Origin of the sequence: Priestia sp. YIM B13490 (assembly GCF_042787735.1) — a bacterium.
Classification (GTDB): domain Bacteria; phylum Bacillota; class Bacilli; order Bacillales; family Bacillaceae_H; genus Priestia; species Priestia megaterium.
On the sequence record NZ_JBHZOT010000003.1, the window covers coordinates 662,365 to 684,049 of the forward strand.

Sequence of the window (21,685 nt, forward strand, 5' to 3'; positions counted from 1 at the left end):
AATACATGTATTTGATAGACGTATAGCTTACTAGCTAATCATATGTTCTTTTTATTATACATGAAGAAAAAAAGGAAAGCACTCCCTTATAAGAGCACTTTCCTTTCTTACACCGTTTCTAGTTCTTTAATTGAAATAGGATTACTTTCTAGAAATTTGGTTGTGAAATCCCCTTCTTTAAAAGAAGGATGGTTCAGTAATTCTAAATGAAAAGGAATGGTTGTATGAATACCGATAATGATAAATTCTTCGAGTGCGCGTTTCATTCGTTGAATCGCTTCATTTCGATCTTTCCCCGTTACAATTAATTTCGCCACCATTGAATCATAAAATGGGGAAATTTCATAGCCAGGGTAAACGGCGCTATCTACACGAACCCCGTAGCCGCCAGGAGGTAAATACATCTCGACTTTTCCAGGAGAAGGCATAAAGTTTTTAGCCGGATTTTCTGCATTGATCCGGCATTCAATTGCCCATCCCTTTAACTGAATGTCCTGCTGAGCAAATGATAGCAGGTAGCCTGCTGCTACTGAAATTTGTTCTTTAATTAAGTCAATGTTTGTTACAAGTTCTGTAACAGGATGTTCAACTTGAATTCGTGTATTCATTTCCATAAAGTAAAAATGCCCGTGCTTATCTAATAGAAACTCAACTGTTCCGACACCTGTATAATCAACTGCTTTAGCCGCCGAGACCGCCGCTTTGCCCATTTTAGCACGAAGGTTTTCGTCTACCGCAGGAGACGGAGCTTCTTCTACCAACTTTTGATGACGGCGTTGAATCGAACAATCTCGTTCACCTAAATGAACCACATTCCCTTCTTCATCCGCAATGATTTGAATTTCGATGTGTTTTGGCTCTTCTAAATATTTTTCAAGATATACGCCGCCGTTTCCAAAGGCAGTTTCTGCTTCATGCTGAGCTTGACGAATTGCTTTTTCTAGCTCTTCTTCGCTATGAGCCAGTCGCATTCCTTTTCCGCCACCGCCCGCTGTGGCTTTTACGATGATCGGATAACCTATTTCTCTTGCTACTGGCATAGCGGTGCTGCTATCTTCAATCAGTCCTTCCGTTCCAGGTACAATAGGCACGCCGGCTTGTTTCATTGTATCTCGTGCTACAGCTTTTGCTCCCATTTTACGGATAGCTTCTGCTTTTGGACCAATAAAGGTAACGTCATAGGATTCACACATCTCAGCAAAATCAGCATTTTCAGCTAAAAATCCGTATCCTGGATGAATAGCGTCTGCCTTGGTTACTTGCGCTACGGTAAGCAAATTACGAATATTTAAGTAGCTTTCTTTAGAAGACGTTTTGCCAATACAAAATGACTCATCTGCTAGCTTCACGTGAAGTGCATCTTTGTCTGCTTCTGAATAAACCGCCACGGTTGCAATCCCCATCTCTTTACAAGCCCGAATGATACGAACTGCAATCTCGCCGCGGTTTGCGATTAAGATCTTTTTAAACATAATGACTCCTCCTGACAGTATGTATACTTTAGTGTGATTTTACGGTAAATAATGGCTGTCCAAACTCTACAACATCCCCGTCTTTCACAAGAATTTCAAGCACTTCTCCTTCTATTCCCGCATCGACTTCGTTAAACAGCTTCATCGCTTCAATCACACATACAACATCTTTACGTTCAACTGTTTGTCCTACTTGAACGAAGGGATCGGCGTCTGCTTCTGGCTTGGCGTAAAACGTTCCGACCATTGGTGATAAAATTTGCTTTTCATTGTTTTCTGCTGCGTTTACAGACATAGAATCTTGAGGCGCTTGCTCAGTGGCATCGGCTTTTACTTCATCTGTTTTCACTTCTGTAACAGCTGTGTCCTCTAAAGGAATTCCTGCTTTATCAATGACAACTTTTGTTCCTTCATGTTCAATATGGAGCTTTTGAATACCAGATTCATTCATTAATGAAACAACTTCTTGCAATTCACGTACGTTTATCATTTCTTGTCACTCCCGTTTTGTGTTATTTAGTTGACGCAAGGTTAATAGCAATCTTCAATTCTTGAAGCATCTGTTCTTTTTCTAAATAGATTCTTTCAGCTTCGTGAAGCAAAATGTGAGAAAAGTAAATGGATTCTCCAGGCTTTACTTGAGCTAAAAGCGGTAAATCCGCTGTGATGACTTGAGCAATTTTAGGGTATCCCCCCGTGGTTTGACGGTCCGCTAACAGAATGATGGGATTTCCATCCGGGGGGACTTGAACAGAACCTTGTGAAACGGCTTCAGACAATAACTCTTTTTTTTCTTGAAGCTGAAGAGAAGGTCCATCCATTCGATAGCCCATTCGGTCTGATTGATTCGATACCTTAAAAGGCCCTTTCATAAAATGACTTTTGCTTTCAGCTGTAAATAAATCAAATTGACTGCCGTTCATAACGCGGACACCTGGTTTCTTTGTAAAATGAACAAATTCTTTATAATTTACGGACCATGAAGAAGTATATACTCCGTTTATCACTTCATTTGAAAGAAAAGCAGGCTTTGAAACAGCAGGAACAGATAGAGGTAAAACATCGTCTGTTTGTAATGCTCTTCCTTTGTAGCCCCCGATTTCACCTCTTAAATACGTACTTTTACTATTTAACACTTCATCAATAGCAAATCCTCCTGCTACAGATAGATAGGAACGACACCCAGTTTTGCAAGGACCAAATGATAAAGTGCTTCCTTTTAGAATAAATAAAGGTTTCCACATAGGTACTGGCTTTCCGTTGACCGAAGGAGTTAAATCTCCTCCTGTGATCGCTACTAAACAATCACTTTCTATTTCAAGGGTAGGTCCCATTAGCGTAATCTCAAGTCCCGCTTCATTTTCATCGTTACCAACTAGTAAATTAGCAATTCGGAGGGAATAAGAATCCATTGCACCGCTTACAATTACACCGTGCTGCTGAAACCCTCTTCTTCCTAAATCTTGAATGCTCGTTAATAACCCGGCTTTACTGACTCGCATACTCATTTTTCCCCCTCCTTTGCCCGTAGTTCTTGATACTCTTCTTTAGAGATAGGCTCGAATTTTACAATATCTCCAGCCTGCAGCAAACTTGGTGGGTTTTGTTCCGGCAAAAATAATTTAACGGGCGTTTGACCAATTAACTGCCATCCTCCGGGAGTGGAAATAGGATACACCCCTGTTTGCATTCCCGCAATACCAACCGAGCCAGCAGGAATAGAGGTGCGAGGAGATGGCCGGCGAGGCGTAGCAATTCTTTCAGATAACCCTCCGAGAAATGGAAATCCAGGAGCAAATCCAATCATATATGCTAAGTATTCGCCTTCAGAATGAATACTAATTACCTCTTCAGTTGTTAAGTTATGGTGACGAGCGACATATTCAAGGTCAGGTCCATACTCTCCTCCGTAGCAAACTGGAATAGAAACCGTACGATGGTTTAACGCTTTTTCTGTCTGTTCGTTTTCTAGTTTACTTTGAATGATAGAGGACACTACTTCAAAAGGAGAAACAAATTCTTTTTTCTCCTTCTTTTTCACGGCTGCTACAACTTCAAGGGGGTTATAAAAGATTGTCAGGTTCGTAAATGCCGGCACGCATTCGATAAATCCAGGAAAAGGATTTAATTCTATCGAATCTTTACACGCTTTAATTTGTTTATGAATGTCGTATTGAATGCTATCTCCAAACGTTATTATAAGCGCTGAGTCGCCAAGCGGAGAAATAACAGCCGATGCTTTTGTTACGGTTTGATTCATATCTACACCTCTTTCTTTTATAAAACACCTAGTTTTTCATCTCGAATATCTGTGATAAACATATGCCCCGGAGCATGTGTAATCATAATAGAAGGTTTTGTTTCCATTGCTACTGCTTGAGGGGTTACACCACAAGCCCAGAATACGGGCACTTCCCCTTCCTTAATTGAAACAGCATCGCCAAAATCCGGAGAGTGAAGGTCTTCAATGCCTATCGCAGCGGGATTTCCAATGTGAATAGGTCCTCCGTGCACAGCTGGAAAACGTGAAGTTACTTGGGCTGCCCGTACTACATCTTGTTGAGGAATTGGCCGCATACTAACTACCGTCGAGCCATGGAATATTCCCGCTTCAGCGCATGAAATATTTGTTTTATACATAGGAACATTACAATTTTCTTCAATGTGACGAACAGGTATGTCGTTGTTTAACAGTGCGTGTTCAAATGTAAAGCTGCAGCCGATAAGGAAAGCTACCATATCTTCTGTCCAGTAGTCTGTGATATCGGTTACTTCTTTTACTAGTTCCCCATTTTCATAGATTCGATACTTTGGAATGTCTGTACGAATATCTCCCGACGGAGCTGCAAACTTCGGCACCGGAGATCCAGCGTCTGTGACATCTAAAAGAGGACACGATTTAGGGTTACGCTGACAGAACAATAGAAAGTCAAAAGCTTGTTGCTTTGGTAAAATAGCTAAATTAGCTTGAGCATAGCCATTTGCCATGCCTGCTGTTGGTTGAATAAGCTGGTTGTTACGGATTTGCTGACGAAGTTCAGCTGGAGTTAGTTGTGAAAGGGTTGTCATATTTCTCTCTCCCATCAGTGCCCACACGCAACTTACGTGCGGGCACATTGTTTTATTTAAATAATTGAGGAAGTTGATCCATTAACGTATAGCCGCCCATTAAAGCCATTACAATAACGACAAGTACACCAGAAATGGTAAGCCATAAAGGATGTTTATACTCGCCAACGATGCTTTTTTTGTATGCAGCAACCAGTAAAGTCCCAAGAGCGATCGGCAGAATTAATCCATTGATTGCTCCAACTAAAAGAAGAACTTTTACAGGTTTTCCAATTAAGACAAATGACAGAGTTGAAATAATAATAAATCCAATAATAATCCAGTTTGAGTTTTTATTAAGTTTTTCACTAAACGTTTGAATAAACGAAACAGAGGTATAAGCAGCTCCTACCACAGACGTAATAGCGGCAGACCACATAACAATACCAAAGATTTTATACCCGACGTTTCCTGCTGCGAGCTGAAACACGGATGCTGGAGGATTGGCTGGGTCAATTTGTAAACCTTTAGACACAACGCCAAGTACAGCTAAAAACAAAGCGATTCGCATAACGGAAGTGATAAGAATTCCTGTTACAGAACTTTTTGTTACTTGAGGTAAAGAATCGATGCCTTTTACGCCGGCATCTAAAAGACGATGTCCACCAGCAAAGGTGATATAACCACCGACTGTTCCTCCAACAAGCGTAACGATCGCAATGATGTCGATTTTGTCAGGTGTAAAAGATTTCACTACAGCTTCTCCAACGGGAGGTGAAGTGGTAGCGGCTACATATAGCATCAGCCCAATCATGACAAAACCTGCAATTTGCGTGAAGCGATCCATTGCTTTTCCAGCTTCTTTTACAACGAAGATTAATACAGCAATAACTGCACTAATTGCAGCGCCAGCTGTTGGAGAAATACCCGTAATCGCATTTAATCCAAGCCCCGCACCGGCAATATTTCCAATATTGAAAGCAAGTCCTCCAATAACAATTAAAATAGCGAGCACGTATCCTAATCCAGGAAATACCATATTGGCGATTTCTTGTCCTCTTTTTTCAGAAACGGCAATAATTCTCCATACGTTGGTTTGAGCAAAAATATCAAGAATAATTGAAATTAAAATAACGAATCCGAAGCTTGCAGCTAAATTTTGTGTAAATACGGTAGTTTGAGTTAAAAAGCCTGGTCCAATAGCCGATGTGGCCATTAAAAAAGCGGCTCCAAGCATTAACGTCCAGTTTACTTTAGGCGCAGCCGAAAGCTTTTGCTGAGGTGTTGATTTTTTAATTGGCTCCAATATCATCTTCCTCCTGATTGTATGTAGTTTTTATTTTGAAATAGCCTTAACTACCACTTCTGATGCTCGTAAAGAACGGTTGACATGACGGGCAAATTCAAGTGCGTGAGCTCCGTCTCCATGGATGCAAATCGTATCTGCCTGCAATTCTACATCCTTACCTTGCTGAGATTTTACCTTCCCTTCTTTCACCATTGTAATAACTTGAGAAACAGCTTCGTCGTCATTTTCAATTAAAGCATTTGGTTCTGTACGAGAAGTGAGAGAACCGTCTAACTGATAGGTACGGTCTGCAAATACTTCGTTAGCCGTCTTTAAACCAATTCTGTTACCTGCTTGAATCAGTTCACTTCCAGATAACCCAAATAAAATCAGCTCAGGATTTACGTTGTAAACAGCTTTTGCTATTGCTTCAGACAACGCTTCGTTTTTAGCAGCCATGTTATACAGTGCACCGTGAGGTTTTACATGCTGCATTGATAACCCTTCTGCTTGCAAAAAACCGTTTAATGCCCCAATTTGATAGATCACGATATCGTAGGCTTCCTGAGGTGAAATATTCATGTTTCTGCGTCCAAAACCAATAAGGTCCTGCAGACCAGGATGAGCCCCAATTTGCACTTTTTTTTCAGCGGCCAATTTTACCGTTTTTCTCATAACGCTCGGATCCCCTGCGTGAAATCCACAGGCAACGTTCACAGACGTCACGTGCTCTAAAATGGCTTCATCATTGCCAATACGATAAGCACCAAAGCTTTCCCCTAAATCACAGTTTAAATCTACTTTACTCAATGCATTCTTCCCCCTTAACCCCTTCAATGTAAGCGTAATCATTTGCAGATAGTAAATGAAATTCAAGCTTTATTATCTGCATCGATACTTTAAGTTCCGTTTTTCGGAACCACAGTACCGTTTTTCAGTTATATTTGGATTTTAGCACGAGATGATGAATTGAACAACAACATTGTCAGAATATTTGACATAGTCATTATTTTCACTTGGATAATAATCCCTTATTTTATTGCTATCTTCTATCTATAGCCTTAATATAACGCAGCCGCTTAATGTCATTAGACACAGTAAATAACTAGGTTGTCAGAATAATTACTAGTTCAAAATAATCAAAATGAAATTTTCGTTGTAATCGTTTTCAAATAGGTGCTATATTTCAATTGTAGTCAATTTATGCAAACGATTGCAAAAAAAGGGGATGAAACGATGAAAGGGAAAAAATGGACAGCTTTAGCTCTAACACTGCCGCTGGCTGCTAGCTTATCAACAGGCGTTCACGCCGAAACTGTACATAAAGGTAAAGCTCCAACAGCAGATAAAAACGGTGTCTTTTATGAGGTGTATGTAAACTCTTTTTACGATGCAAATAAAGATGGACATGGTGATTTAAGAGGTCTTACACAAAAGCTGGACTATTTAAATGACGGAAATTCTCATACAAAGAATGATCTTCAAGTAAACGGGATTTGGATGATGCCAGTCAACCCTTCTCCTAGCTATCATAAATATGATGTAACGGACTATTATAACATTGATCCGCAGTACGGAAATCTGCAAGATTTTCGCAAGCTGATGAAAGAAGCAGACAAACGAGACGTAAAAGTCATTATGGACCTTGTTGTGAATCATACGAGCAGCGAACACCCTTGGTTTCAAGCTGCGTTAAAAGATAAAAACAGCAAGTACAGAGATTACTATATTTGGGCTGATAAAAATACCGACTTGAATGAAAAAGGATCTTGGGGACAGCAAGTATGGCATAAAGCTCCAAACGGAGAGTATTTTTACGGAACGTTTTGGGAAGGAATGCCTGACTTAAATTACGATAACCCTGAAGTAAGAAAAGAAATGATTAACGTCGGAAAGTTTTGGCTAAAGCAAGGCGTTGATGGCTTCCGCTTAGATGCTGCGCTTCATATTTTTAAAGGTCAAACGCCTGAAGGCGCTAAGAAAAATATTCTGTGGTGGAATGAGTTTAGAGATGCGATGAAAAAAGAAAACCCTAACGTATATCTAACGGGTGAAGTATGGGATCAGCCTGAAGTGGTAGCTCCTTACTATCAATCGCTTGATTCCCTATTTAACTTTGATTTAGCAGGGAAAATTGTCAGCTCTGTAAAAGCAGGAAATGATCAAGGAATCGCCACTGCAGCAGCGGCAACGGATGAGCTGTTCAAATCATACAATCCAAATAAAATTGACGGCATTTTCTTAACCAACCATGACCAAAACCGCGTCATGAGTGAACTGAGCGGCGATGTGAACAAAGCAAAATCAGCTGCTTCTATCTTACTTACGCTTCCTGGCAACCCGTATATTTATTACGGTGAAGAAATTGGCATGACCGGTGAAAAGCCTGATGAGTTAATCCGTGAACCGTTCCGCTGGTACGAAGGAAACGGACTTGGACAAACTAGCTGGGAAACACCTGTATATAACAAAGGCGGCAACGGCGTGTCTGTAGAAGCACAAACCAAACAAAAGGATTCTTTGTTAAATCATTACCGTGAAATGATTCGCGTGCGTCAGCAGCATGAAGAGTTAGTAAAAGGAACGCTTCAATCTATTTTAGTAGACAGTAAAGAAGTTGTTGCCTATAGCCGTACGTATAAAGACAACTCGATTAGCGTGTATCATAATATTTCAAATCAACCTGTAAAAGTATCTGTAGCAGCGAAAGGTAAATTGATTTTTGCTAGTGAAAAAGGAGCTAAGAAAGTCAAAAATCAGCTTGTGCTTCCGGCTAATACAACGGTTTTGATAAAATAATTAAAAACACCTTTACGTGATTATCAAGTAATCATGTAAAGGTGTTTTTTACCCAGAATGAATAAAAAAGCATAACAATTTTTTTATTCCTTTCCATGTTGCAACGTTCCCTATTCTAATAAATTAAGAATCCTTTGCCTATATAGGGCAGAGGATTCTTTTTATTTATCTATCAATTAATATACAACTAATATACAACAGGTTTCCTTCGTTTCAAGTCCCTAAAACTCAATATTTATCTACCACTGCTCCTAAACTAGCTGCTTTGACATATGGTTTGCTTTTCAAAGAAAGCAGTTCTTCTTTTGTTCCTGTAACAACTACGCCTATAATCAATCCATTTTTCTGTCTGTTTTTTAGATTTTTTACTTCTCCTGGATCTGTTTTTTTGAGCTCATTCAAAAAGTCTGCTTCTGTTTTAATTTTAGTAGCCGTTAGTTTTGCTCCTAGCTGTGGTGACGGTTTAGAAATACCTAATAACCATCGTCCACTTTCTGGATTGTTTCTGTAACCAGTAGACTTTCCATAGTTATCTACCCAATACCACGTTTGGTGAGTAGATGTAGGCAGCATCTTTTGTACTTCTTTCAATGTGTAATTTTTATTGAGAGATATGGCCATCTCCATGTATTTATCATTTGGATATTTTTTGATCATGTCAAAGTCATTCGCATACAACTTATATTTGTATTTGGGTACGTAAAATAACATCTCACGTTGCCCATTAGGAATATGATAAACTGTCGTGTCATTGACAATTGTACTACTCATGGAGAATGATGCATTAAAATTCCCAAGTAAATCATACGTTATTTCTTCTGTATCCCAAGGTATCACTTTGTTTTCAATTACTTTAAATACTTCACTCTTAATACTCCCCTTTAAAACTCCAATTGAAATGGTATCAGTGTTAGTGTATGTATTTGGAGACATCATCACCTGATTTTCTGTAATTAACCGATCAGCAAGCTTGTCTCCTTGTGTGTTAATAAAATAATTATTCCCTTTGACAAATAAACCAATAACAAAACAAAATACCAGTGCAGAGATAAAAACTGTTCGTAAAATTGCGCTATACTTTGCTTTTTTCAACGTTCTATGTAAAGACTTTTCATCAAAAATAGAATCTAACTCATCATTCGTTTTTTTCATTACATTCTCTCCTATATATTTCTTTAAATGTTTTCCTAGCACGAGCTAAATATGTTTTTACAGCCTCAGGTTTCATATCTACATATTCGGCAATTTGTTTATAAGACCACTCTAACTCGTACTTTAAAAGAAGTAGTTGCTTAAAGGTGGGAGACACCTTTTGAAGTATTCTTCTTACTAGAAGCTGATTCTCTTGTGCAATCATCATCTCTTCAATTAATTGCTCATTGGTAATAAGGTAATCTTCTACTACCACGTACTGAGATTTTTTGTTCTTTCGACAGTAATCGTAATATAAGTTTATAGACACTTTAAAAAGCCATGATTTATATTTATCGGTATCAATCGATTCAAGATGAAGAAGTAGTTTACAAACAGCTTCTTGAACAATATCTTTAGCTGTTTCTTGGTTTGCACCTTGTTTAATTAAATATAAGTAAAGTTGATTCATGACAATTTTTAGTTGATCGTTTGATAACCGGTTTTTCAAATATTTTTCCTCCTTCCCCTCTTATAACGTCTGAACAGCGAAAAAGTATACAATCATTTCATTTTTTTCTATAAAAAAGAAAAGTAATTGCTTGTTAGGCAATTACTTTCTTAAACAAACAATCAATTTTGTTAACATAAAACGGCTTATAGGTAGTCCTCAACATCTGTTATAAATTTCGTTTAAAATCCTTATTCATACACGACTGTTTTAGTCTTCTGCTTTTCAGCAAATGTTTTATATCAGAAATGTTATCGTATGAGAGTTGAATATAAAAGTAGTTGATATACTCCAAAAGTGCAAAGATATAAATAAAAACTGAAATCTGTAATCCTCCTAAAGGAAATGAAGGATACCATTTAATAAAATCGAGAATAAATGCTATAAAGGAAATGAAAATTAAAATGAAATTCACTGTTTTTAAACGATGTAATTGTCGAACTATCTTAATAGGAGTTATAGAGATATTTTCTTTCCTTAGTCTCTTCAATTTAATGTACCAATAAGACGTTCCTTGTAATAAAAGAAGCTCTAAGAAAATAAAAGATGTCCAAAATGAATACAACGAATATAACCGGAGAGTTGGGTATAAATAATTAGCTGCATAACTCAAAATAACAAAAAGGACTAAAGATACTAATTCACCAGAATATAAATATGCCAGCCTTTTTTCTAATTTATATTTCAATTTTAAATGCCACCTTCCAAAGTACCTTTCTGTGACTATAAACCACTCTACTATAAATTGTATAACCTATATAATTCTAGTTACCATAATGTCTCTTTTAGGAACACACCACAAAAAAACCTATTGGAAGAAGGGTTCTTCAAGGGGGCCCTCTTTATCGTTTATGCAGCTTTTTATACATCCTTGATATGAAAGGCTTTATCAGAGAAATAGATGAAGAAAGAATGCATAGAAAAGCAGTTTTTTATATATGTACTAAACAGTTCAAATAGTTAATTTTATATTAAAAACAGCTTCTTTTCTTCTGCTAAAATTGAGTACAATTGCAAGATCCTTCAAGTCGCGCCGAATAGAAGGCTTACGTTGTCTTCAACAGGAGCATAAGGCTCTGATAATAATAAAGTGATTACTATATTTTCTTTCTTTTGACCATTTAATGTACAATAAAAAATCCGCGGATATAATCCACGAATTTTCTTACAGCTCTTTTTCCAAACAGTTAACTTGATTATGATGCAGCGGCTTAGTGGCATACTGTGTAAAACCAAGGCGCTCCCAAAACAGCTTGGCTCTAGGATTTTGAGACAGAACGCCAAGGCGAAGAACGGAAACTCCTTCTTCTTTTAGCTTGTCTTCAAACGCTAGATACGCCTGCGTTCCGAAACTAAAATTGTGGTAGGCACTATGAATAATAAAAGCCCCAATCCATGGATAGTCATCATTTGGGTTTTGTTTCATGTAATCGATAACCCCTACGTATGTATCGTCGGCTTTTATAAAGTAACTGTCCGTTTTTTCATTCATATATTCTTTAAAAAGCTCTTCTTCACTCCGCTCTTTTTTACCGTTTTCTAACACGTTATAAGCTTCGTTTGAATTGATAATCTCTGACACAATATACATCGTGTCAGCTGTAATAGGTTCAAATGAGATCATATGTCTTCCCTTCTTTCTCTGTAAAGTAGCTGTATATCGTTGCTTTATCAATTTTACCATTTTTCATTCGCGGAAAGGACGTTAAAACTCTCCATACGCGCGGGATTTTATAAACAGATACTCGTTGTGTCAACGCTTGTCTCACATCAGAAAGAGAAATGTTCTCTAAAACAATTGCTGCACCTACGACTTCTGAACGTTCAGCATCTGCTACGCTAAAAACGGCTGCTTCGCTAACGCCCGGTATTTGTAAAAGCAGCTCTTCAATTTCTTCAGCATACACTAAGCTTCCGCTGCTTTTAATTACGTTTTTATCTCTCCCTACGATCGTAATGCTCCCGTCTTGAAGCTGAACCGCAATATCATGCGACGTAACATATCCGTTAAAAAATGAGCGGTTCGTTTCTTCGCTGTCATTAACAAACCCTTCAAATGCTTGAGTTGTTTTCACAAATAGTGTCCCTTTGTCTCCTTTTTCTACTTCTTTTCCACGCTTATTCAGGATTAAAACGTCTACACTGTTAACAGGATAGCCTACTGTATGAGGCATCGTTTCAGCTGTATGTGGTGAAAGCACCGTAACAAATCCCATTTCGGAAGATCCGTAATATTCATACAGATAGGCATTAGGAAATGCTTGTGAAAATTTCTTTCGAACGGAAGGAGATAATTTATTGCCTACTGAAATCACGGTTTTTGGCAGAAGTCGTTGTTCTTTTGGTCTGCTTTGTACATAACGAAGCAATGGAGAAATTAATGCAGGTGTAATAGACATACAGTTAGCTTCCTTGTTAAAAACAGCCGAAGGTGTAAACGCTTCTAGCATGATAGCGTGCATACCGCTGCAAAGTGCATGCAAAACTGGGTAAAGCTGGGCAGAATACGAGATATGTAAAGGAACAAGCACTTTGTCGTGTTGCTTTAAAGAAAATATATCCGACCACTCTTGAAATGATGAAGACCAAGAATAATGCGATTTTACAAACCCTTTTGGTCTCCCTGTTGACCCAGAGGTAAATCCAAATAAAAATAGATCGGACAGTGCATTCACTTGCCGTACGGGCAGGATTGGTTTTTCTTTTGTTATGTTAGTTAAAGAAGATGTTTTCCATAGCCAATTTGGGGATTGAATAGAAAAATAGGTATCCACTTCAGCCTCTGTTAGCTCATTATGTAAAAGCATCACAATTCCGCCGGCTTTTAAAATCGCTAAAAATGACACAACAGCATCTGCATTGTTTGGCATACTTAACGCAACGAGCTCTCCTTTTTCCATCCCTTTTTCTTTCAGCTGATTTTCGGCTTTGCATACATGATCCCACATTTGACCGTAGCTTAGCTTATTAATAGAATCCGATAGTGCCAATCTGCCAGGCGTTTGTTGACACTGATAAAAAATTAGTTCTTCAATTCGTTTCATTACTGCTTAAACTCCCTTTTTCTTTTACTTTTAGTGTACCGTAAATGTACGTTTGAGAAAATAAAAATGTAAACTTATATAAAAATTAAGTTGACTAATTTGAGTTTTATAAGATACGATAGTCATGTTTTATCATACATAGCGGAGGTTTACGATGAAAACAAAAGATATGACGTACGTTGCATTATTCACGGCTATAATGGGCGCTCTAGGACTCGTCCCTCCTATTTTTTTATCCTTTACACCTGTTCCAATTACTCTTCAGCCTATGGGTGTTATGCTGTCAGGAGGAATTCTTGGAGCTAGACTTGGAGCTTTAAGTCAATTTCTTTTTTTATGTTTGCTGGCAGCTGGCGTTCCTTTACTTGCTGGAGGACGCGGAGGAATCGGGGTATTTTTGAGTCCGAGTGCTGGGTATATCATTGGCTATGTGTTTGCAGCTTTCTTTATTGGCTGGACGCTGTCACGATTAAAAAATGTAACGGTTGCAAAGGCATTTGCCGTAAATGTGTTATTTGGGATTGGGTTGGTATATGCATGCGGCATTCCTGTACAGGCACTACAGCTTCACATTCCATTTCTAAAGTCCCTTCAACTAAGCTTTGTTTATCTTCCTGGTGACTGTATAAAAGCAGTGGTCGCGGCGTATTTAATTACAAAAGTTCGAAAAGCAGTAGCGGTACCTAGCCGTTCTAAAACGGCTTCTATGTAAGGAAGTGATAACGATGTATCAAGCAGTAATTGTAAAAGCGAAGCGTACGGTCATTGGAAAAGAAAACGGTATACTGAAAGATTTTCATGTTCAAGAGCTAACGGCTCCTTTATTAAAACATCTTAGCGCTGGAATTGAACATGAAATTGATGACATTATTTTAGGGAATGTTGTAGGTCCAGGAGGAAACGCAGCTAGGCTATCCGCTTTAGAAGCAGACCTCCCTTTTTCTATCCCAGGAATGACCATTGATCGTCAGTGCGGAGCTGGCTTAGAAGCGATTCGAATGGCGAGCTATTTGATAAAAGCAGGCGCTGGAACGTGTTATTTAGCTGGAGGCGTTGAAAGTACAAGTACTTCTCCTTTTGAAAAAAGAGCACGTTTTTCTCCTGATAAAATTGGTGATCCTGACATGGGAATCGCCGCAGAAAACGTAGCTCAGCGATACAATATATCTAAAGATCAGCAGGACAGATATGCTCTTTTAAGTCATGAAAGAAGCTGGGAGGCTTTTGAAAAGAGGTTGTTTGAAGAAGAAACGCTTCCTCTTCCAAACGTGATGCACGATGAAGCATTTATGAAAAAACGAAACCTAACAAAGCTGCTGCAAAAAGCCAGCCCCGTCTTTTTAAAAAAAGAAGGCACCGTCACCGCAGCCAACAGCTGTGGAATTAACGACGGAGCCTGCATTGCTCTTGTGATGGAAGAGCAAAAAGCACGGGCCTTAGGCTTTCAGCCCGTTTTGCGTTTTATTGACGCTGATATTTCAGGAGTGTCACCTCTTTACCCTGCTATTGCGCCCGTTTCTGCGATTAAAAATATCTTGAAGCGAAATTCTCTTACGGTAGATGATATTGACTTATTTGAAATCAATGAAGCCTTTTCCGTTAAAGTTGTTGCTTGTATGCAAGAACTGGAGATATCAGAAGAAAAAGTAAATATTCGCGGAGGAGCGTTGACGCTAGGACACCCTTACGGAGCATCGGGAGCTATTTTAGCTACGCGTCTTTTTTATGAAAGCAAGCGCCGTAACGTGCGATATGTCATAGCGTCTTTAGGAAGCGGAGGCGGAATAGGAACAGCGGTATTATTTGAAGTAATCAAATAATACCGCTGTTTTTATCTTTTTCTTATCACGTTGTGTTGTATTAAATATTGCTCAATATCTTCAAATGTCTCAACCGGAACAAATGAAACGTTTTGTTCGCGCAGTAAATCTTGCAAAGAATCTTTTGCAAATGTGACGTCTGCATATTTTGCCGGATGCGAATCCGGCTCGCTGTCTCCAGCAAAATAAATCGTTTCGTATGTCTCTTTTAGTTCTTTAATAACAGCCGATTTATCAATGCCGTAGCGTTCTGAATGCCATCTGTGAGCAGGGTCTAGACGCAAGTGAACGTTGTTTTGATGGAAATAGCCTTCATTCGAATAAACTTCCACTTTTTCAACACCGTATTTATCTAAAATCGGTTTAATATAGTACGTTGTTCCAGCGCTTAAAATATAAAAATCTCCGCCGTTTTCCTGAACAGCTTTAATAAAAGCGGGCACGTATTCATCAATTGGAATATTCGCTACTTCTTCTAAAATTTTCGGTTCTTCTTGATGAATGGATTGAAAAACAGTAGATAAAAAATCAATATCTTTCATTTCTCCTGCTTTCCATCGGCGGAAAAGCTCTTCACCTTCTGGAAAATACTTTTCAATCACAATCCAGTAAAAATCTTTTTTTGAAATTGTTCCATCAAAATCTGATACAAACGCCCATTTTTTCATTCCTTACACGTCCTTTGCTACATACTAAGCAGTTCTCGAAGCTCTTCTTCTGTCAAACTAGAAAGCATTGTTTCTCCCGGCTGAATAACCTGTTCGATGAGTTCTTTTTTCTTTTGCTGCAAGCCGTAAATTTTTTCTTCGATGGTTCCTTGAGAAATAAGCTTGATAACCTGCACAACATTTTTTTGCCCAATGCGGTGTGCACGTCCTGCTGCTTGTTCTTCAATCGCCGGGTTCCACCATAAGTCATATAAAATAACCGTATCAGCTCCCGTTAAATTTAAGCCTGTGCCTCCGGCTTTTAATGAAATTAAGAAAATGTCTTGTTCTCCATTATTAAACCGATCGGCCATTTCCACTCGTTCTTTTGATGGCGTTTGACCGTCTAAATAAAAGTATGAGAGATTTTCTTTTTGGAGCTCTTCTCGAATAATGTGAAGCATGCTTGTAAACTGAGAGAAGATTAACAAACGTTTTCCGTTGGCAACCGCATTTCTTGTAATCTCAAGCAGCTGCTCTAATTTGCTTGAATCCCCTTCATAATTTTCAACGAATAAAGACGGATGACAGCAAATCTGGCGAAGTCTTGTTAATCCTGCCAAGATCTTCATTCGGTTTTTATTAAAATCTTCACCGGCTAAAGATGATTTTAACTGTTCTAAATACCCTACATATAATTCTTTTTGTTCTTTAGTCAGCTCAGATAAATGAGTTGTTTCAATTTTATCAGGCAGTTCTTTTAACACATCCTTTTTTACTCGTCGCAGTAAAAATGGTCTTACAATTCGACTGACCTGCTCCGATGACATGTTTTTAAACTGGCGAAGCCCTGGAAATAAGCCAGGAAGAATGGTCTGAAAAATTGACCAAAGCTCATCAAGTGAGTTTTCAATAGGCGTACCGCTCAGCGCAAAACGTTTTTTAGCTGAAATAGTCCTAACAGCTACTGCTGTTTTCGTTGTATGATTTTTAATACTTTGAGCCTCATCTAGAATTAAAGCATGAAAATGAAGATGCTGATACAAATCGATATCTTGACGCAGCGTTGGGTAAGATGTAATCCATACGTCAGCTGTGCGTTTTAGCTTCTCCTCACGCTCGCTCGGCGTTCCTGTAATGGTTTGAACCGTTAAATTCGGTGCAAATTTCTCCAATTCGTTGCACCAGTTATAAATCAAGGAAGCCGGCACAACAATTAAAAAAGCACTGCTATCTTCATCAAGCTCTTTTTCAGATAGGATATAGGCAATGCTTTGAAGCGTTTTTCCAAGCCCCATATCATCAGCCAGCACGCCTCCTAAAGAGTAGTGAGCCAGAGATTTAAACCACTTAAACCCATTGTACTGATAATCACGCAGTGATGCCTGCAAGGATTCCGGTACTTCCCAATCCATTTCCTCTGGAGATTTGAGCTGTGTAAGTAATCTTTTAAATGCTGAGCCGAACTTAGCCGCTGATTTATCACCCGCACTCATAATTTCTTCCACTTGCATTCCTCTGTATAAAGGTACTTGCAATGAGTTATCCTTTAAGTCTTTCTCGGTTACGTTCAGCTCACGAAACAGATTTTGAATATGCTCAAATCCTTCGTTTTCAAGAGGAATAAACGCACCGTTATCTAGACGATGATAGCTTTTCTTTTCTAAAACAGATTTTAAAACATCTTGAACGGTCTGATGATTAATGTCTCCTAAATCAAAATTAATTTCTAATAATCCATTGCTGTTTTTGATGTCAACCGTTGTTACTGGCGCAGAAAAATCCGTATAAGCATAATCTTTCATCTCATCCGTAATATACACATCCGCTATTTCATCAAGCTTTGGAACAATATGAAACAAAAATTCATATAAAGATGATTCATCTTGATTTAAATACAGCTGGTTTTTATAAATGTTTAAAGGAGCTGTTTCAATTAAATCCATCACGCGGTCTTCTTTTTCTAAATCTCGTATTAAGATTTTATCGTACTTTTCAGGTTGAGGTGAAAATGGATTAATTGAAATCTCCCCATAATGGTACCGAAGCGTCACAAACAGCTGTTCATCTTCCTGGTCAATAAATACTTTTGCTTTTAGTTCAGGTGCAATAATCTGATGGGATACTTCTTTTGCGATATCCACTTTCCCCACTTTTTTTAGTCCTGGAACGACGTGAGATAAAAAATTGCCCATCTGCTCTTCTGCTATAGGTACGACTGGCTTCAAAGGCGCCGTTTTTCGAAGCCCTTCAAGAAGCATGCGCTGATCTTGAGATAGCTCATAAAACGTCCCCTTTAAAAATAGCCACCCGTATCGATCAAAAAACGAAGCTTGATGAAGCTCCGTACAGTCTAGTTCAAATCCAGCTGCCGGGTGCTTATTTAACTGAAACGAAAAAGGAGCTGAGCTTTCAGCAAAGATAATATTTTCATATGAGTGTCCGTCATGAATAAATGTAAAGTTCCGATCTTTGAGCAATTGAAATAACTCTTTGGCTATGATGGAGGGAATGATTAGTTCTCTGTTATTTGCAGACGAACGATACATAGAATAAGAATTTTTATAAAATGATTCATTTGTCATAATATCCATCAGCAGCTCAATGATTTTCCTATCTTCTTCTATAAAAAAATGTTCCGCTGGGTCATATTCGAAGCGCTTGGTAAATTCGTGAGTTTTAAATTCTTTAGCGTCTGTTAAAAATTCTTGAATGTTTTTTACTACGTACGTCCGATCGACGCCTACTTTCATTTCAAGCGCTACGTACATTCCTTCTGAACGTAAAAATTCTTCTGAGTAAGACTTGCAAATAAATTCCACTTTCAACGGATCTTTATCTGCATACTTTCTGTGGTCGCTTATTGTTTGCTGATAGCTCGAAAATAAGTCGATAAAGTGATTTACATTTTCGTATTCTTTGCTTTGGCGAAAAGGCTTTGTTTTAATTGGCTGCGGCTTTGCTCGCTCATCGCAAATGGTTAATAAAACAGCTACTTCGTGTTTGCATTCTGAAAACTCGTGATAAGCAGGACAATCGCAGAATGAATAAAAAGAATTTCCTTTTTGTTCAACCATTACTGTATACATTTCCGCACCTCGAACGGATGCTGTCCACGTAGTGGTCTGTTCATTGTATTCCAAATCAAGCACACGCCCCTGCTTGTAATACGTGTGCCCTCTATAGTACGTTCTGCTTGAGTACGAATCTTTTAATTGTTCTTTGTTTAATGTTTTATTTATCATCGCTTCACAATCTTCCAATCGCATAACAGTCAATGCTGTTTCTGTTTAATTTCTATTCAGAACAAATAATGTTCAACGTCATAAACGTTGAACATTATTTGTCAATTCCTCTATTATAACATGCAACAGACATTATAAAACACTCTTAAGCAATGCGGACTGTTTTCGCTGTTTTCTTTTGTAGAGTATCCAACCTGCTCCAGCGGATGATAATAAAAGCAGGCTAAGGCCTAAAAAAGCCAGTCCTATACGATCGTTAGCCGTAACGTACGTAAAGAAGAAAATTAGTAAAATTCGAATACCTAACGTGATAAAGCGAAAAAAGCTGTCGACTCTTCCCACGATGATATTCGGTATTTTCTGCATCATAAACGTATTTCGAGCTACTCTTGTACCTGCATTTGCAAAAGCAAGAAGAAACACAATAGAAAAATAAACCGACAAAAGCTTCATAAAGAAGATGATAGATATTCCGAGTACAAAAAGGCTTATATTCAGCATAATCGCTAGCTCTGTGCCTGTTCTTTTCATAATAGATACGATAAATACCCCTGCCGTTAACGCCCCGAAACCATATACAGCACTTTCAATCCCATATGCTGCTGGACTTGCGTTTAATTCTTGAGTCAGATAAATAGGAAATAAATAGTTCGTCATCATCACAGCGATGAAAGGCATAAAAGAAAACAGTAAAAAAATAGAGACCGAGCGATTTTCTTTTATAAATGTTAACCCTTCTTTCATAGCAGTGTGTTTCTTGTCGTTTCGTTCCCTGTTTTGTTTATATGGAATACTCAATAGACAAAGAAATGCAGCTATATACGTAGCTGCATCGACTGTTAAAATCCATTGAAGCGACCAACGAGTAATGACTAGACTCGCCAAAGCTCCTGCAAGCATACTCGATAGCTGCCCTTGTATTTCCATGATACTGTTTAATGATTGAAACGCATCTTTTGAAAAAACTTCTTGATTTAACGCGAAAATCGTTGGATAAAAAAACGTGTAGTAAAGGTTTCCAGTTCCGTACAAAATGACGTAGTGAATCGTTGAATAGTCTGTAACAAAACCGACGATTACAAATAACATGACCGTGATAAAACCTGTCAATTCTACGGTTAACAGCAGTTTCTTTCGTGACATTCGATCAATAAGAACGCCGATATACGGAGTAGCCATAAAGCTAATCACCGTCATAATCAGCATAATCGTACCAAATAGTCTATTTCCATTTGGAGATGCAACTAACAGTAAAGGAATGGCAAGCATCGTAATACCGGAGCCGATAGAGGATAAAACATTAGCAGCTACTACGACTTGAAAGCACCGGTCTTTATAGAGCGCCTTCATCAAACATTTTGCTTAGCTTCTAAAATTTGCTTAGACACTTGTGTATACAGAGTCAGCTCATTAACTAATTCATGAATTCCGTCAGCTGCGTTTTTTCGTAAAGTCCCTTTTTCCCCGATGTCTGCAGGGTCTAATACCAACTGCTTAGATAGAACATTCGCATACAAGGCGCGTGTAACGGTTCTAAGGTTATTTAAAGCATTAATGCCTCCTTTTCCTCCTCCTGATACTGCTAAAAGTACTACGGGCTTATGCGCAAAATACGCACTGTTTAAGAAGTCAAACGCGTTTTTTAACGCTCCGCTCATAGCTCCGTGGTACTCGGGCGTCGCAAGTAAAATACCATCCGCTTTTTCTATTTTTTCAATTAGCTCTTGCACTTCTTCTGTTTCATACTGATGAGGTTCACCTGTGAATATAGGAAGCGATAATTGGCTTAAATCTAAAAAAGAACTTTGATAGCTTTTGTGAAGCTCTCTCGTCACTTGTGTTGTTCGACCTGTTTCTCTGGGACTTCCATTGATAATAAGTATGTTCATGCTTATCTACTCCTCTGTCGTTTGGTTATATGTATAGTATAGGGATGATTGAACTTTTTTTCGTCATGCTATTGGTAGAAAGAAAGCTACCAATATAGACGGAGAAGCACAGAGAAAAACCTACAACTAAAGTCGTAGGTTAGGAAATGCCATGCTGCACAGCATATAGAGCAGCTTGCGTGCGGTCTTGAACCCCAAGCTTCGATAAAATATTAGATACATGTGTTTTTACTGTTTTTTCTGTAATATGTAAGGAAGAACCAATTTCTTTGTTGCTTTTACCTTTTGCAATTTCTTTTAATACGTCTTTTTCTCGTTTCGTTAAGTGGTCAGTAAAATTGACTTTCTTTTCGCTGCTCTTGGTTAACCGTGTTAGCAAGTGTGTGGTGACTTTTGGATGAAGCTGATTTTCTCCATTCATTAGCTTTCGAATAGCGCCTACAAGTTCATCGGGGTCACTTTCTTTTAGCTGATAGCCTGAAGCTCCAGCTTCTAATGCCGGTATCACATGGTCTTGATCCGAAAAGCTTGTTAAAATCATGACTTGTATATGCGGTGCTTGTTTTTTTAATTCTTTTGTTGCTTCGATTCCGTCGAGAACCGGCATCGATAAATCCATTAACACAATGTGTGGTTCTAGGGATATTGCTAACTTTAAAGCTTCCTCTCCGTTAGAAGCTTCTCCTACAATTTCTAAGTCTGGCTGCGTCTGTAAGAAAAAAACAAGCCCTTTTCGGACAACGTGGTGATCATCTGCGATTAGAATCTTTATTTTCATATGCGCTCCTTTC

20 protein-coding genes are annotated in these 21,685 nt (G+C 38.4%); 3 read left to right on the forward strand and 17 right to left on the reverse strand.

Annotation, left to right across the window (positions count from 1 at the left end):
- Positions 1–107 precede the first annotated feature (107 nt).
- The 7 genes from accC to pxpA form a co-directional block, all read right to left on the reverse strand.
- Positions 108–1,472, reverse strand: a complete 1,365-nt coding sequence (accC, locus tag ACFX4R_RS13290; RefSeq protein ID WP_043982601.1) for an acetyl-CoA carboxylase biotin carboxylase subunit — start codon at positions 1,470–1,472, stop codon at positions 108–110.
- A gap of 28 nt (positions 1,473–1,500) precedes the next feature.
- Complete coding sequence (gene accB, locus ACFX4R_RS13295; protein WP_165575097.1) at positions 1,501–1,962, reverse strand: acetyl-CoA carboxylase biotin carboxyl carrier protein; 462 nt, start codon at positions 1,960–1,962, stop codon at positions 1,501–1,503.
- A 22-nt stretch (positions 1,963–1,984) separates the two neighbouring features.
- Positions 1,985–2,980, reverse strand: a complete 996-nt coding sequence (locus ACFX4R_RS13300; RefSeq protein WP_377569754.1) for a 5-oxoprolinase subunit C family protein — start codon at positions 2,978–2,980, stop codon at positions 1,985–1,987.
- A complete protein-coding gene (gene pxpB, locus ACFX4R_RS13305; RefSeq protein ID WP_377569757.1) occupies positions 2,977–3,732 on the reverse strand; it encodes a 5-oxoprolinase subunit PxpB in 756 nt (251 codons plus the stop codon). Before pxpB ends, ACFX4R_RS13300 begins: the two co-directional genes overlap by 4 nt.
- Positions 3,733–3,749: 17 nt before the next feature.
- Entirely contained in the window at positions 3,750–4,541 is a 792-nt protein-coding gene (locus tag ACFX4R_RS13310) for a putative hydro-lyase (protein ID WP_162214311.1), read from the reverse strand.
- A 52-nt stretch (positions 4,542–4,593) separates the two neighbouring features.
- On the reverse strand, positions 4,594–5,757 hold the full coding sequence (locus ACFX4R_RS13315; RefSeq protein WP_225049783.1) for an NRAMP family divalent metal transporter: 1,164 nt from the start codon (positions 5,755–5,757) through the stop codon (positions 4,594–4,596).
- A 99-nt stretch (positions 5,758–5,856) separates the two neighbouring features.
- On the reverse strand, positions 5,857–6,618 hold the full coding sequence (pxpA, locus tag ACFX4R_RS13320) for a 5-oxoprolinase subunit PxpA (RefSeq protein WP_043982608.1): 762 nt from the start codon (positions 6,616–6,618) through the stop codon (positions 5,857–5,859).
- A gap of 393 nt (positions 6,619–7,011) precedes the next feature.
- Here pxpA and ACFX4R_RS13325 point away from each other — a divergent pair, with 393 nt between their 5' ends.
- Positions 7,012–8,607 (forward strand): alpha-amylase family glycosyl hydrolase, encoded by a 1,596-nt coding sequence (locus tag ACFX4R_RS13325; RefSeq protein WP_377569760.1) that lies wholly within the window; start codon positions 7,012–7,014, stop codon positions 8,605–8,607.
- A gap of 228 nt (positions 8,608–8,835) precedes the next feature.
- On the opposite strand, the gene ACFX4R_RS13330 is transcribed toward ACFX4R_RS13325, so the two are convergent.
- The 5 genes from ACFX4R_RS13330 to ACFX4R_RS13350 form a co-directional block, all read right to left on the reverse strand.
- Positions 8,836–9,759, reverse strand: coding sequence for an anti sigma factor C-terminal domain-containing protein (locus ACFX4R_RS13330; protein WP_043982763.1), 924 nt, complete (start codon positions 9,757–9,759; stop codon positions 8,836–8,838).
- Positions 9,743–10,249, reverse strand: coding sequence for an RNA polymerase sigma factor (locus ACFX4R_RS13335; RefSeq protein WP_052500361.1), 507 nt, complete (start codon positions 10,247–10,249; stop codon positions 9,743–9,745). Before ACFX4R_RS13335 ends, ACFX4R_RS13330 begins: the two co-directional genes overlap by 17 nt.
- A gap of 169 nt (positions 10,250–10,418) precedes the next feature.
- A complete protein-coding gene (locus ACFX4R_RS13340) occupies positions 10,419–10,937 on the reverse strand; it encodes a general stress protein (RefSeq protein WP_377569763.1) in 519 nt (172 codons plus the stop codon).
- 477 nt (positions 10,938–11,414) lie between these two features.
- Positions 11,415–11,873: a GNAT family N-acetyltransferase gene (locus tag ACFX4R_RS13345; RefSeq protein ID WP_043982765.1), complete on the reverse strand. Its 459-nt coding sequence runs from the start codon at positions 11,871–11,873 to the stop codon at positions 11,415–11,417.
- The gene (locus tag ACFX4R_RS13350) at positions 11,860–13,293 is read right to left on the reverse strand and encodes a class I adenylate-forming enzyme family protein (RefSeq protein ID WP_280559677.1); all 1,434 of its coding nucleotides are present in this window, start codon (positions 13,291–13,293) and stop codon (positions 11,860–11,862) included. Before ACFX4R_RS13350 ends, ACFX4R_RS13345 begins: the two co-directional genes overlap by 14 nt.
- A 154-nt stretch (positions 13,294–13,447) precedes the next feature.
- Between ACFX4R_RS13350 and ACFX4R_RS13355 the strand changes: the two genes are divergently transcribed.
- Positions 13,448–14,005: a biotin transporter BioY gene (locus ACFX4R_RS13355; protein ID WP_377569766.1), complete on the forward strand. Its 558-nt coding sequence runs from the start codon at positions 13,448–13,450 to the stop codon at positions 14,003–14,005.
- Between the two features lie 13 nt (positions 14,006–14,018).
- Positions 14,019–15,113 carry an acetyl-CoA C-acyltransferase gene (locus ACFX4R_RS13360; RefSeq protein ID WP_377569768.1) on the forward strand — a complete coding sequence of 365 codons (1,095 nt, stop codon included), beginning with the start codon at positions 14,019–14,021 and terminating at the stop codon, positions 15,111–15,113.
- Positions 15,114–15,124: 11 nt separating this feature from the next.
- Here ACFX4R_RS13360 and ACFX4R_RS13365 read toward each other — a convergent pair whose 3' ends face one another.
- The 5 genes from ACFX4R_RS13365 to ACFX4R_RS13385 form a co-directional block, all read right to left on the reverse strand.
- Positions 15,125–15,781, reverse strand: a complete 657-nt coding sequence (locus tag ACFX4R_RS13365; protein ID WP_043982771.1) for an MtnX-like HAD-IB family phosphatase — start codon at positions 15,779–15,781, stop codon at positions 15,125–15,127.
- Positions 15,782–15,798: 17 nt separating this feature from the next.
- Positions 15,799–19,005, reverse strand: coding sequence for an SNF2 helicase associated domain-containing protein (locus ACFX4R_RS13370; RefSeq protein ID WP_377569770.1), 3,207 nt, complete (start codon positions 19,003–19,005; stop codon positions 15,799–15,801).
- 132 nt (positions 19,006–19,137) lie between these two features.
- The gene (locus ACFX4R_RS13375) at positions 19,138–20,355 is read right to left on the reverse strand and encodes an MFS transporter (RefSeq protein ID WP_377569772.1); all 1,218 of its coding nucleotides are present in this window, start codon (positions 20,353–20,355) and stop codon (positions 19,138–19,140) included.
- Positions 20,355–20,894 (reverse strand): NADPH-dependent FMN reductase, encoded by a 540-nt coding sequence (locus tag ACFX4R_RS13380; protein WP_377569774.1) that lies wholly within the window; start codon positions 20,892–20,894, stop codon positions 20,355–20,357. The genes ACFX4R_RS13375 and ACFX4R_RS13380 overlap by 1 nt, the downstream gene beginning before the upstream one ends.
- A gap of 139 nt (positions 20,895–21,033) precedes the next feature.
- Positions 21,034–21,672: a response regulator gene (locus tag ACFX4R_RS13385; RefSeq protein WP_377569776.1), complete on the reverse strand. Its 639-nt coding sequence runs from the start codon at positions 21,670–21,672 to the stop codon at positions 21,034–21,036.
- Positions 21,673–21,685 lie beyond the last annotated feature (13 nt).

What these genes read in the sequence shown, in the direction of transcription:
- accC (WP_043982601.1), bottom strand. Translation starts at nt 1,472, where the DNA reads ATGTTTAAAAAGATCTTAATCGCAAACCGCGGCGAGATTGCAGTTCGT.
- accB (WP_165575097.1), bottom strand. Translation starts at nt 1,962, where the DNA reads ATGATAAACGTACGTGAATTGCAAGAAGTTGTTTCATTAATGAATGAA.
- ACFX4R_RS13300 (WP_377569754.1), bottom strand. Translation starts at nt 2,980, where the DNA reads ATGAGTATGCGAGTCAGTAAAGCCGGGTTATTAACGAGCATTCAAGAT.
- pxpB (WP_377569757.1), bottom strand. Translation starts at nt 3,732, where the DNA reads ATGAATCAAACCGTAACAAAAGCATCGGCTGTTATTTCTCCGCTTGGC.
- ACFX4R_RS13310 (WP_162214311.1), bottom strand. Translation starts at nt 4,541, where the DNA reads ATGACAACCCTTTCACAACTAACTCCAGCTGAACTTCGTCAGCAAATC.
- ACFX4R_RS13315 (WP_225049783.1), bottom strand. Translation starts at nt 5,757, where the DNA reads ATGCTTGGAGCCGCTTTTTTAATGGCCACATCGGCTATTGGACCAGGC.
- ACFX4R_RS13325 (WP_377569760.1), top strand. Translation starts at nt 7,012, where the DNA reads ATGCAAACGATTGCAAAAAAAGGGGATGAAACGATGAAAGGGAAAAAA.
- ACFX4R_RS13330 (WP_043982763.1), bottom strand. Translation starts at nt 9,759, where the DNA reads ATGAAAAAAACGAATGATGAGTTAGATTCTATTTTTGATGAAAAGTCT.
- ACFX4R_RS13345 (WP_043982765.1), bottom strand. Translation starts at nt 11,873, where the DNA reads ATGATCTCATTTGAACCTATTACAGCTGACACGATGTATATTGTGTCA.
- ACFX4R_RS13350 (WP_280559677.1), bottom strand. Translation starts at nt 13,293, where the DNA reads ATGAAACGAATTGAAGAACTAATTTTTTATCAGTGTCAACAAACGCCT.
- ACFX4R_RS13355 (WP_377569766.1), top strand. Translation starts at nt 13,448, where the DNA reads ATGAAAACAAAAGATATGACGTACGTTGCATTATTCACGGCTATAATG.
- ACFX4R_RS13360 (WP_377569768.1), top strand. Translation starts at nt 14,019, where the DNA reads ATGTATCAAGCAGTAATTGTAAAAGCGAAGCGTACGGTCATTGGAAAA.
- ACFX4R_RS13365 (WP_043982771.1), bottom strand. Translation starts at nt 15,781, where the DNA reads ATGAAAAAATGGGCGTTTGTATCAGATTTTGATGGAACAATTTCAAAA.
- ACFX4R_RS13370 (WP_377569770.1), bottom strand. Translation starts at nt 19,005, where the DNA reads ATGATAAATAAAACATTAAACAAAGAACAATTAAAAGATTCGTACTCA.
- ACFX4R_RS13375 (WP_377569772.1), bottom strand. Translation starts at nt 20,355, where the DNA reads ATGAAGGCGCTCTATAAAGACCGGTGCTTTCAAGTCGTAGTAGCTGCT.
- ACFX4R_RS13380 (WP_377569774.1), bottom strand. Translation starts at nt 20,894, where the DNA reads ATGAACATACTTATTATCAATGGAAGTCCCAGAGAAACAGGTCGAACA.
- ACFX4R_RS13385 (WP_377569776.1), bottom strand. Translation starts at nt 21,672, where the DNA reads ATGAAAATAAAGATTCTAATCGCAGATGATCACCACGTTGTCCGAAAA.